This is a genomic window from Protofrankia sp. Cas4 (assembly GCF_963555915.1).
GTDB lineage: Bacteria > Actinomycetota > Actinomycetes > Frankiales > Frankiaceae > Protofrankia.
The window spans coordinates 1-10,250 of record NZ_CAUVXL010000175.1 but is presented as its reverse complement, the minus strand read 5'-3'; the positions used below and the strand labels follow the sequence as shown (position 1 = coordinate 10,250).

Genomic DNA, 10,250 nt, shown 5'->3' with positions numbered 1-10,250 from the left:
GGGGGTGACCCGGATGTGCTCGTCGGACCCGATGGCGCTGAACCGTTCGAGGAGCCCGAGCTCCCTGCGGAGGATCATCCGTTCGGCCCGCAGCCGGGCCGCGGCATCGGGTGCGGCGAGCAGCGCCTGGCGTTCGGCTGTCTGGGTCACCACGGAGGCAGCAACGATGTAGGACAACATCCGGGGGTCATCGGGAAGATCGGGAAGTCGGAGCTCGGCGGCCTGGGAGCTCGAGAGCCGGGCGGCGTAGTCGTGGAGCAGCTTCGTCACGACGGGGACCTGCGCGGCCGCATCCTGGGCGTCCCCGATCCCGTCGCTGAGATACTCCACGTCGCCGGTGAGGTAGGGACGGCTGGTCCGGTCCACCGCCAGCACCCGGAACTTCGCCCCGCCCGATGCGATGATCGAGAAGCGTCCGTCGGTATGCCGGTCGATCCGGCGGACGTTCGCCGTGCAGCCGATCTCGTGGAAGGTCGGGAGGTCGTCCGTCCCGGTCTCCCTGCCGTGGCGGATGGCGACGACCCCGAACCGGCGCGGCTCACCTGCGGCAAGGTCCAGCAGCTCGGCGACAAGCACCCGGTAGCGGTGTTCGAAGATCTTCAGTGGGAGCAGGAGGCCGGGGAGCAGCACGGTCCCCAACGGGAACAGGGCTAGCCGTTCGGTCATGACGGAAACACCTGTTTCAGGTCGGGGAACCTCCTGAGATGCCGCTGGACGCGATCAGGCTCCGAACCCATCATGGGCCCGTCGCCGGCAGGACGCTCGGTTGGCAGCGCCCGGCAATGGTGCGCGCAGCGTCGCGGTGCTGGGGCCGGATGTGTGCCGGCAGCCGTACGCTACTGTTACGCGACATACTGTTGCCCCGATGAGGGGTGCGGCGGGAGGCGTTTCCGTGGTCGAACCCACGCCGGAGCTGCTGGTCGTCGGTGCATCGTCGGACCCGGTGCGGTCGCGCGGTGCCGGTGCTTCCGATGATCTTGATTGTGCCGGTGATCGGGGTGGGCCGGCTGATCGGAGTGGCCCATCTGATCGGCGGGCGGAGCCGGCAGCCGTCGGGGACGGCCGCCACGGGGACGGCCGCCATCAGGTGATCGACGCGCTGCGCGGCCTGGTGCGGGTCACCGCCATCCTGCCACCACGGCTTGCCCTGGTCGTCGCCCCGCCCGACGGTACTGACGCGTTGGCCCGCCTGCCCGGTGTCGTGGGCGTGTTCACCCATACCGTGCCGGCGGGCCTGCGCGAGACCCTGACCGCGACGGAGAACCTCTTCGTCGATGCCTGGCTCGCCCGTGTGGCGGGCAAGCACCGGTCGGGGGAGGGGCTGCCCTGGGACGCCCCCGGCCGGTTGCCACCGGACCCTGCGGGCAGGGTGGGCGGCCCGCCATCCGACACCGGGTGAACCGGTGAACTGTGTCACGGCCACCCGGTGTGGGTCGTCACAGGATCCGACTGGATGGCTGCCAGTCAAATGTTCCCGACGACATACGCGCCATCGCGTACAGCCGGTCGCCGACCCTCGCGACAACCTCCAGATGCCGGTCGAACGAACTCTGGATCATTGTCACCGCGTCGACGTGTCCGAGTTCGGTGCCGAAGGGTCTCGGCGGGCTCCACGGAAACCCGTATGCGTCGTTGTTCCGCCAGAAGTGGACCAGACCACCGGCGGCGGACGGCGCCACGACCTCGAAGTTGCCCAGTCGGCCGAACTGGCTCTGGACCAGTACGGGATTACCGACCACGCCTTCGGCGAACACCACCGAGGTCCGCCACAGCCCGTCCTCGGCACGGTAGAGGTGCACCAGGCGGCCGCCGGCCAGTGCGACAGCCTCCAGATTGCCGGCGCCGAAATTTCCCTGGATGAGGCTGACCGCGTCGACCCGGCCGAGGTTCGCCGCCGCGAGAACCGGCCGACTCCACGGGTAACCGGCGACATCGTTGTCGCGGGAGAGATGCAGCAGGCCGACGTCGCGAGCCGGGACGAGTAGTTCGAACGTGCCCAGTCGTCCCAGCCGACTGTGGATCAGCGACGGTGTCCCGGCCACGCCGTCCATCAGGTGGGCGGGCTCGTGCCAGCGCAGCGACGATCCGCCGTCGCGCCAGAAGAACACCAGCGACTGCCCGATCCGGGCGATCACCTCGAGCGCTCCGGGGGTCGCCAGTCGACTCTGGATCATGGAGAGGGCGTCGATCGGGCCGCTTGCCTGTGCGATCTGGAACGGCTCCCGCCACTGCAGGCCCGGGGCGTCGTTGTCCCGCCACAGGTGGGTCACGCCGGCGAACGAGGACGGTACGACCAGCTCGAAGTTGCCGGCCTGACCGTAGTTGCCCTGTACCAGGACCGGATTGCCGGCCACGCCTGCACCCCAGCCGATGTGGCTCGGGGTGTATCGGCACATCTCGAAGCTGTTGGATCGCATCAGGCAGGTGACGCTGTCCGGTGCGCAGCCGTCACAGTTGCCGTTGGGAGTCCCGAACCGTCCCCAGGCGCCACCGCAGTTACAGCCACTGGCGGCGTACTCGTCGGGGCAGCCGAAGATGTGCCCGGTCTCGTGGGCGAAGACGCGGTCGAGGTTGTCCGGACCCCAACCGTCGTTGTCGTAGGACAGGACGAGCCGGGGCCCGCCGACCGAACTGTACGCGAAGTATGACAGCGGGTACTTGGTCATGAATGCGCAGTAGGACCATCGCGTCACATGAAAGTCGCGCAGGTCGTCGACGAAGTCGTAGACGCCGTCGAAGTTCGGCGTGTAGCCGAGCTGGCGCATGGCCGGATCTCGCCAGAGCGCCTCCAGATCGGCTGCGGCGGGATCCGGGGGTGTCGAGATCCGAACGATTCGGATGTCGTAGCTGAACGTAAGGTCTGCCGCCGGATTGGTGGTTGCGTACCAGGACAGCCCGTTCTGGACCTCCGCGACGACCTTGGTGCGTTCCGCGGCGGTGAACTGGAGATCGGCCGTCGGCCCTTCGACGATGACCAGGCCGACCGCGACGCTGCCTTCCATGAAGCTGCTGGTGGTCCTGACGTCGACCGGATGCCCGATCGGCTCGCCTATCCGGTCGCCGGTGGCGTTGGCGGTCAGCGACCGTACGGTGCCCGCTGCGGGTGTGCCGGGTGTGCCGGGTGTGCCGGGTGTGCCGGGGGAGTCGTGCTCGGCCGGGGCGTCGTTGACGGGGCCGGGATCGAGCCTGGACGAGCCTCGCGGCGGTGGGATGTCGGTACAGGACCCGTCCATGTCCCAGGGCTCGTCAGCTCTGACCCGGTCCTGCTTGGCCTGCTGGTAGTCGGCGCTGGCCCGTAACTGGAAGGCCGCCAGGCCGAGGCGTTCGATCCGGTCCAGCTCAGCCGGGTCGAGTGGGATGGTGGCGGGCACCTGGGCAGCCGCGGTGGCACGCACGTCCGCTCGCAGGGAGGAGATCGCATCGGCCGCGCTGACGATGTTGACTCGGCCGTAGCGGTGGAATATCCGCATGGCCTCCTGGGCGGCCGAGAGCCGTCCGGCGGGATCTGTTGCGTCAACGGTAGCGGTAGCGATATCTGCCGGCGCGTCGGCATTCATCATGATGATTTGCTCGTTGGCTGGTATGTCCCCCGCCATGGGTGATCTGTGTCCCTTCTGCTGGGCAGCTGTGCGGAGTTGTACCGGGTTGATCTAGAGTTGTGTTGCGTTTGGGAAAACTGTGCACCCGGATGCCGGGCCGGCTCTGCACGTGGAGGCCGGGCCGGCGCTGCACTCGGATGCCGGGCCGGCGCTGCGCCAGGACGCGGCGGTACCCCCCTCGGGTACCAGGCGATGCCCCGGGTAACCGGTGGTAACCAGGCGCAGGGCAGTACCCAGCGCGCGTCAGTATCCAGGTGCACGTCGGCGTTCACGCACACTGCTGGGCGGCGGGCGTGAACCCGGACGGTCGGTCAGGGGCCACGGCCAGCGGTGTCGCCAGCCGTGTACGCGCCGGACCACCGTGTGCACCCGGAAGAGGTGGGAGCGGATGCCAGCTCCCGCTGCGGCGGGCCCGCCATGATCCAGCGGGCCCGCTTCTACCGTTTTCGGCCCGATCGGCCGGCTCCGAGAGCCTGTTTTGAATCTTCTGTCCGGGTCAGCCCATCGAGGTTCGGATCAGCCCATCGGGCGTCGGGTCGGACCCGAGGGCGGCGGTTCGCCCCGGAGCTGGGTGTCACCCCAACCGATGCTCCCCTGCAGGGAGGGCTGGAGGTGCTGGCCCTGTTGAACCTGCGAACCCGGTGGGCTCTGTTGGCCTCCACGTGCCTGCGCCGCCATCGCCTCGGCCACGTTGTGCATGATGGCTTCCACCAGCCGCACCGCCTGTGTCGTGGGCAGGTTCAGCACAACCTCGGCGTCGCCGGCGATCTGGAACCGTACGGACACATCCACCATGTCGCAATCCCCATCTCCGGTTAGGTCTCCTGCGGGCCCGCACAGGCGCGAAATAATGCCATATTCGCGCCTCCTTCGACCGTGATCATGCCTCGATCAGCGTGCATGTGCGGTCCCGGTCCATCTGCCGCACAGATCACGGTACGTCGCGGCGTTCCGTAGCCGTATGCGGCCTCGCAACCGAGAGGTCGGACCAGCCGTACCGATCACGGTTGGGTAGTGTCCGGACGGTGACCGCAGCATATTGCACCGTGGCTGACTGTATTGCCGAGCTCGACCGCAGCTATCCTCCGTCCTGGGCGCAGTCGTGGGATGCTGTGGGGCTCACGGTCGGAGACCCGCAGATGCCGGTTCACCATGCACTGTTCGCCGTCGACCCAACACTCGACGTCGCACGGGAAGCCGTTGGTTGCGGTGCGCAGCTTCTGGTCACCCATCATTCGTTGTTTCTCCGCAGTGTTCACGGTGTTGCGGAGACCGACGCGGGTGGCCGGGTCGTGGCAACCCTCATCCGTGGGGGCGTGGCGCTGTTCAGCGCGCACACCAACGCCGATGTGGCCTGCCCCGGTGTGAGTGACGCGCTCGCGGGGGTCCTCGGGCTGCGCGACGTCGGGCCGCTCACCGAGCCGCCTGGCCCGCAGCCGCCTGGCCCGCAGCAGCCCGGGGCCGAGCCTGGTAACGGCGGACTGGGCCGCGTCGGCAACCTGGCCGAATCCGAACCACTCGGCGCGTTCTGCGCGCGGGTGGCGGCCGCGCTGCCCGCCACGGCGGGCGGGGTGCGTACCACCGGTGCGCCGCAACGCCCGGTGCGCCGGATCGCGGTCTGTGGCGGTTCTGGCGGCGAGCTGGTGGGCGCCGCTGCGCGTGCCGGAGCCGATGTGCTGGTAACCGCCGATGGGCGTCACCACCACGTCCTGGACGCCGTCAGCGCGCACGACGTCGCCCTGGTGGACGTGGCGCACTGGGCGAGCGAATGGCCGTGGTTGCAGGTCGCCTCCGCGCGGCTGGGCGCAGGCCTGGCCGGGCGAGGTCGTACGGTGAACACAACGGTTTCCAGTCTGGTCACCGACCCGTGGCGGTGGCATGCGAGCTCATCGGGGCCAGCCGCCGGCCAAGCGTAGCGAGCCGGACAGCCCTATCCTCGGGCGCTCTGGGCACGGTGAGCGTGACACGCACGACAGCGCGCTCGGTGAGTGCGGTTTTGTAAGCGCGGTTTTGTAAGCACAGGGAGGAGCACATGAAGGCCGACCCAGCGACCCAGCTTCGCCTGCTGTCCGTGCAGGCGATCGACTCGAGCCTTGACCGGCTCGCCGCGCGGCGGCGGAACCTGCCTGAGCTTGCCGAGATCGACAAGCTGAGTGCGCAGCTCGCCGCGCTCAATGACGACCTGGTTCGGGTCTCGACGGAGCTGCGGGACCGAGGCCGTTCGCAGCAGAAGCTGGACGACGAGGTCGACCTGGTGCGGGCGCGGGCGGTCCGGGACCAGAAACGTCTCGACTCCGGGCAGATCACCAGTTCCCGCGAACTGGAAAATCTTCAGGCGGAGATCGCCTCGCTCGCTCGCCGGCAGAACGCACTTGAGGACGAGACGCTGGCGCTGATGGAGGTCATCGAGGGGCTCCAGACGCGCGCGGGGGTGATCCGGGCCGATCAGGAACGCCTTGAGGCCGAGCTGGCGGTAGCCGCCGGCAGGCGGGACACCGCGCTCGCGGAGATCGACGATGAAACGGGCGCTCGTCGCGGTGAACGCGAGGCCACCATCCCGACCCTTCCCGCCGATCTGGTAACCCTTTACGAACGGCTGCGCTCTTCATCCGCCGGTGTCGGCGCGGCCAGGCTCGTCCGGCGGCGGTGTGAAGGATGTCACCTGGAACTGTCCGGCGCCGATGTGCGTGACGTCGCGGCGGCCGCCCCGGACGAAGTGGTGCGCTGTGAGGAATGCCGGCGCATCCTCGTCCGGACCGTCGAATCGGGCCTGTGAGCACCGGTGATGGGAGAAGATCATGAATGACCGTCCGTCGCGCCGGCTTGTCGTCGAAGCCGACGGCGGATCACGGGGCAATCCGGGCCCGGCCGGGTACGGAGCGCTCGTGCGGGACGCCGAAACAGGGGACGTGCTGGCCGAGCGGGCCGGGGCGATCGGTCGGGCGACCAACAATGTCGCTGAGTACCAGGGGCTGATCGCGGGTCTGCGCGCGGCGGCCGACATCGACCCGAACGCCGTCGTCGAGGTCCGGATGGACTCGAAGCTGGTCGTCGAGCAGATGAGCGGACGCTGGAAGATCAAGCATCCGGCGATGCGCCCGCTGGCGATGCAAGCCGCGGACGTCGCGCTCGGTTTCCCGCAGGTCCGCTACGGCTGGATTCCGCGGGAGCGCAACGGCCATGCCGACCGGCTGGCGAACGAGGCCATGGACGCGGCTGCCCAGGGACGAACCTGGGAGCCGCCGGAACCCCAGTCGCCCGAGCCCACACCGCACCGGGCGCCGACCACGAACCGGCTGTCCGGATGGATGGCTCCACCTGCGCCACCCACGACCACCGTGTTGCTGCGCCACGGGCAGACCCCGATGTCGGTGGAGAAGCGCTTCAGCGGCACGGTGGACGCAGGTCTGACCGACGTCGGCTATGCACAGGCCGACGCGGTGGCGGTACGGCTGCGTGAGGTCGAGTTCGAGGCGGTGTACTGCTCGCCGCTCAAGCGAGCCCGCCAGACCGCGGACGCCCTCGGCCGGGACTACGTCGTCGACGACGACGTGCGGGAGACCGACTTCGGCACCTGGGAGGGACTGACCTTCGGCGAGGTCCGCCAGCGTTTCCCGGAGGAGCTCAACGCCTGGCTGGCTGATCCGTCGGTGCCGCCGCCCGGTGGCGAGAGCATCCTGGACACGGTCGGGCGGGTCACCGCCGCCCGGGACCGCATCTGTGCCGCGCATCCGGGCGCACGGATCCTCGTCGTCTCGCACGTGACGCCCATCAAGGCTCTGACACAGCTGGCGCTCGACGCCTCACCCGCGGTGCTCTACCGGCTGCACCTCGATCTGGTGTCGATGTCGACGATCGACTGGTATTCGGACGGTCCGGCGGTGCTGCGCGGCTTCAACGACGGGATCCACGCCGCCCACCTGGTCGAGGAAGGCCAGTAGCGCGGATGGTGACCGGGTTGGGTGACCCCGACCCGGTTGGGTGAATGGTTGGGGCGAGCGGGGTTGGCGGGTGGGGTGGTCAGCGGTTGCCGCGACGGTACTGACGTACCTCCTTGCGGACCTTGATCTGGGTGATCAGCCCGATCAGGAGGCCGATGACGAGGCCGGCCGTCGCTGACGCCGCGAGCGCGCCCGCGACCGACATGTTGTGGAACGAACCGAACAGCCAGATGTTGACCCGGGCGTTGTTCTTCAGCACGAACATGATCACGGCGATGGCGATCAGTAGGACCACAACGGTAACCGCGTAGGTGGTGTAACCGATGCCTCGGCGCTGCGCGGCCGACTCGGGCGCGGGGCCGGTTCCGCCGGGTGTAGCGGGCGCTGGCCCTGGTGCGGCGGGTACCGGTCCGCCGGGCTGTGGCGCAGGAGCGCTCCCAGCCGGCGGTACAACCGGCCGGGTGTAGTCGATTTTCCTGGCGGATTGATCTCCGGGCGTCGTCAAGGCCGATCCCCGTCCCTTGTGTCATGAGCGACCCGACAGTCGGTCTGCGCTGTCTTCGACATGCAGTATCCCAATACGTGGTTGTCACGCCAGGCCGGACCCGGTCGCGGTGTCATATGCTCAGGATCACGGATGAGTCGGCCAGGCGGTCGCGTCGGTTCCGCTGCGGTCGGTTCCGCTGCGGTGGAGCCGCCGAGGAACGTCCGGGCTCCACAGGGCGGGGTGGTGGGTAACACCCACCCGGGGTGACCCGCGGGACAGTGCCACAGAAAACAGACCGCCGGTGTCCTCGGATGCCGGTAAGGGTGAAACGGTGCGGTAAGAGCGCACCAGCGCCCGGGGTGACCCGGGCGGCTAGGTAAACCCCACCCGGAGCAAGGTCGAAAGGTTCCGGGGCCGTGAGGCCCGGGAACTGCGCAGGCGTTCGAGGGCTGCCCGCCCGAGCCTGCGGGTGGACCGCTGGAGGCTGTCGGTAACGCCAGCCCGAGATAGATGACCGCCGGTCGGGGGCCGCAAGGCGTCCGGCCTACAGAACCCGGCGTACCGGCCGACTCATCCGTCGTACCTGCGCCGATGTCCGGATCATGCCGCTGACCTGGGCATCTGGCCTTTCGTGGTCGGTCGTGACCGTGCCGTGCGCGCTGGTCATGTTCAACATCGAGCGCGAACTGGTGGATCAGACCAGAACGCATCGGTTCACGAGGCTGAAGAAGGATGTGAATCTGATGCTGCGATAGAAGCATCAGATTCACATCGTTGAGAGCGGAGGCGGTCGGCCTGTTTCCGATGCCCAGGAACGGCCGGCGCGGGATGTCGGCCAACAGACGTGTGGTTCTGGCGGTGGGCTGGGCCACCCTGTCGCGTCGGGCACCGCTAGGATCTCGCATGGTGTTGTAGGGCGTATTGGGGGGTTTCGCAATGGTGACCGGTGGATGCCGTGGTCAGCGCGTGACAGTTCCCGCGTCATGATTGTCAACGAGGGGCGGGTGGCGGCGGCGCTGCCCGGCTATGAGCTGGGTGCCCAGCTGGGTGCGGGTGCGTTCGGGTTGGTGTTGGCGGGCCGGCACCGGGAGCTGCACCGCGATGTGGCGATCAAGATTCTGCCGGGCGGGCCGGGCGGGCCGGGCGGGACTGCGGAGAAGAGCCGCGCCGAGGCGCGGTTACTCGCAGCGTTGGACCATCCTCATATCGTCCGGGTCTATGACGCGGTCGCCGCAGACGATCTGCATCTGATCGTGATGGAGCTGTTGGGCGGGGGGACATTGACCCGCCGGAGGGCGGGTATGTCGGCGGAGGCGGCGTGTGCGGTCGGGCTAGCGGTGGCTGCGGCGTTGTCCTGCGCGCATGGTCGGGGGGTGCTGCACCGTGACATCAAACCGGACAACATTCTGTTCGACACCGCCGGCCTGCTGAAAGTCACCGATTTCGGTATCGCGAAAATCGTGGAGGGGTCGGCGACTACCGCGAGCGCGGTGATCGGTATTCCGCGGTATATGGCCCCTGAGCAGATCCTCGGTGGCCGGCTGAGCCCGGCCACCGACCTGTATGCGCTGGGGGTGTTGCTGTATGAGCTGCTGGCCGGGACGCCGCCGTTTGATCCGGCGCTGCCGGCCCCGGCGCTTGTCCACCATCATCTCAATGTTCTTCCGTCGCCGCCGGTTGGGGTGCCGGCCCCGGTGGCGGATCTGGTGATGCGCACGTTGGCGAAGGATCCCGCGGCCCGACCGCAGTCGGCCCACGCGTTCGCTCTGGATCTGGCTCGGGCTGCGGCTGTCGTCTACGGCTCGGGTTGGACGGTCCGGGCCGGGATCGGGCTGCGTCTCGATGATGACATCCGCACCGCCGCCGAGACGCTGTCCACCCCCACCCGGCCGTCCGGCCCGGCGATCCCCGGCCCGGCGATCCCCGCCCCGCCGCCGCCCGACAGCAGCGAATTACCCACCCGCAGGGCCGGTCGGCCGCCGTCGGGCAGGCCATCGGCTGGTCCGCCCACCCGACAGGCCAGCAGTGCCCTGACCGGGCTGCGGCGCCGGCGCCTACCTGCCGCCGCCATCGCGGTGCTGCTCGCTGTTGCCGGTACCGTCCTAGCCGTCACCGTCGCCTGTGGCGGGGATTCCACCACTGCCCATCCGTTGGGTTCCCCCCTGATCGGCCACACCGGCGCGGTGTGGTCGGTGGCGTTCGCCTCGGACGGGCGCACCCTGG

At 69.0% G+C, this 10,250-nt stretch carries 10 protein-coding genes and 1 other RNA gene; 7 read left to right on the top strand and 4 right to left on the bottom strand.

The annotated features are described in order from the left end of the window. Positions 1 to 666: LON peptidase substrate-binding domain-containing protein (locus tag U9979_RS16425; protein WP_322780075.1), on the bottom strand; the 666-nt coding region annotated here is incomplete at its 3' end. A gap of 226 nt (positions 667 to 892) precedes the next feature. Between U9979_RS16425 and U9979_RS16420 the strand changes: the two genes are divergently transcribed. Then, positions 893 to 1,399 carry a hypothetical protein gene (locus U9979_RS16420; protein ID WP_322780074.1) on the top strand — a complete coding sequence of 169 codons (507 nt, stop codon included), beginning with the start codon at positions 893 to 895 and terminating at the stop codon, positions 1,397 to 1,399. Between the two features lie 37 nt (positions 1,400 to 1,436). Here the strand turns inward: U9979_RS16420 and U9979_RS16415 are convergent, their stop codons facing one another. Both U9979_RS16415 and U9979_RS16410 read right to left on the bottom strand, forming a co-directional pair. Beyond that, complete coding sequence (locus tag U9979_RS16415) at positions 1,437 to 3,560, bottom strand: hypothetical protein (RefSeq protein ID WP_416220239.1); 2,124 nt, start codon at positions 3,558 to 3,560, stop codon at positions 1,437 to 1,439. 555 nt (positions 3,561 to 4,115) lie between these two features. Beyond that, positions 4,116 to 4,394, bottom strand: a complete 279-nt coding sequence (locus tag U9979_RS16410) for a hypothetical protein (protein ID WP_322747485.1) — start codon at positions 4,392 to 4,394, stop codon at positions 4,116 to 4,118. A 230-nt stretch (positions 4,395 to 4,624) separates the two neighbouring features. Between U9979_RS16410 and U9979_RS16405 the strand changes: the two genes are divergently transcribed. From U9979_RS16405 to U9979_RS16395, 3 genes are all read left to right on the top strand, one after another. After that, on the top strand, positions 4,625 to 5,515 hold the full coding sequence (locus tag U9979_RS16405) for a Nif3-like dinuclear metal center hexameric protein (protein ID WP_322780072.1): 891 nt from the start codon (positions 4,625 to 4,627) through the stop codon (positions 5,513 to 5,515). Positions 5,516 to 5,631: 116 nt separating this feature from the next. Beyond that, a complete protein-coding gene (locus tag U9979_RS16400; RefSeq protein WP_322780071.1) occupies positions 5,632 to 6,375 on the top strand; it encodes a zinc ribbon domain-containing protein in 744 nt (247 codons plus the stop codon). Positions 6,376 to 6,397: 22 nt separating this feature from the next. Continuing rightward, a complete protein-coding gene (locus tag U9979_RS16395; RefSeq protein ID WP_322780070.1) occupies positions 6,398 to 7,540 on the top strand; it encodes a bifunctional RNase H/acid phosphatase in 1,143 nt (380 codons plus the stop codon). A gap of 79 nt (positions 7,541 to 7,619) precedes the next feature. Here the strand turns inward: U9979_RS16395 and U9979_RS16390 are convergent, their stop codons facing one another. Next, complete coding sequence (locus U9979_RS16390) at positions 7,620 to 8,045, bottom strand: lipopolysaccharide assembly protein LapA domain-containing protein (protein WP_322780069.1); 426 nt, start codon at positions 8,043 to 8,045, stop codon at positions 7,620 to 7,622. A 133-nt stretch (positions 8,046 to 8,178) separates the two neighbouring features. Between U9979_RS16390 and rnpB the strand changes: the two genes are divergently transcribed. The 3 genes from rnpB to U9979_RS16375 all read left to right on the top strand — a co-directional run. Further along, positions 8,179 to 8,604: RNase P RNA component class A (rnpB, locus tag U9979_RS16385), an RNA gene on the top strand. A 25-nt stretch (positions 8,605 to 8,629) separates the two neighbouring features. Next, positions 8,630 to 8,782 carry a hypothetical protein gene (locus U9979_RS16380; protein WP_322780068.1) on the top strand — a complete coding sequence of 51 codons (153 nt, stop codon included), beginning with the start codon at positions 8,630 to 8,632 and terminating at the stop codon, positions 8,780 to 8,782. A 195-nt stretch (positions 8,783 to 8,977) separates the two neighbouring features. Further along, positions 8,978 to 10,250, top strand: a 1,273-nt coding sequence (locus tag U9979_RS16375) for a serine/threonine-protein kinase (RefSeq protein WP_322780067.1), incomplete at its 3' end; no start/stop codon positions are given.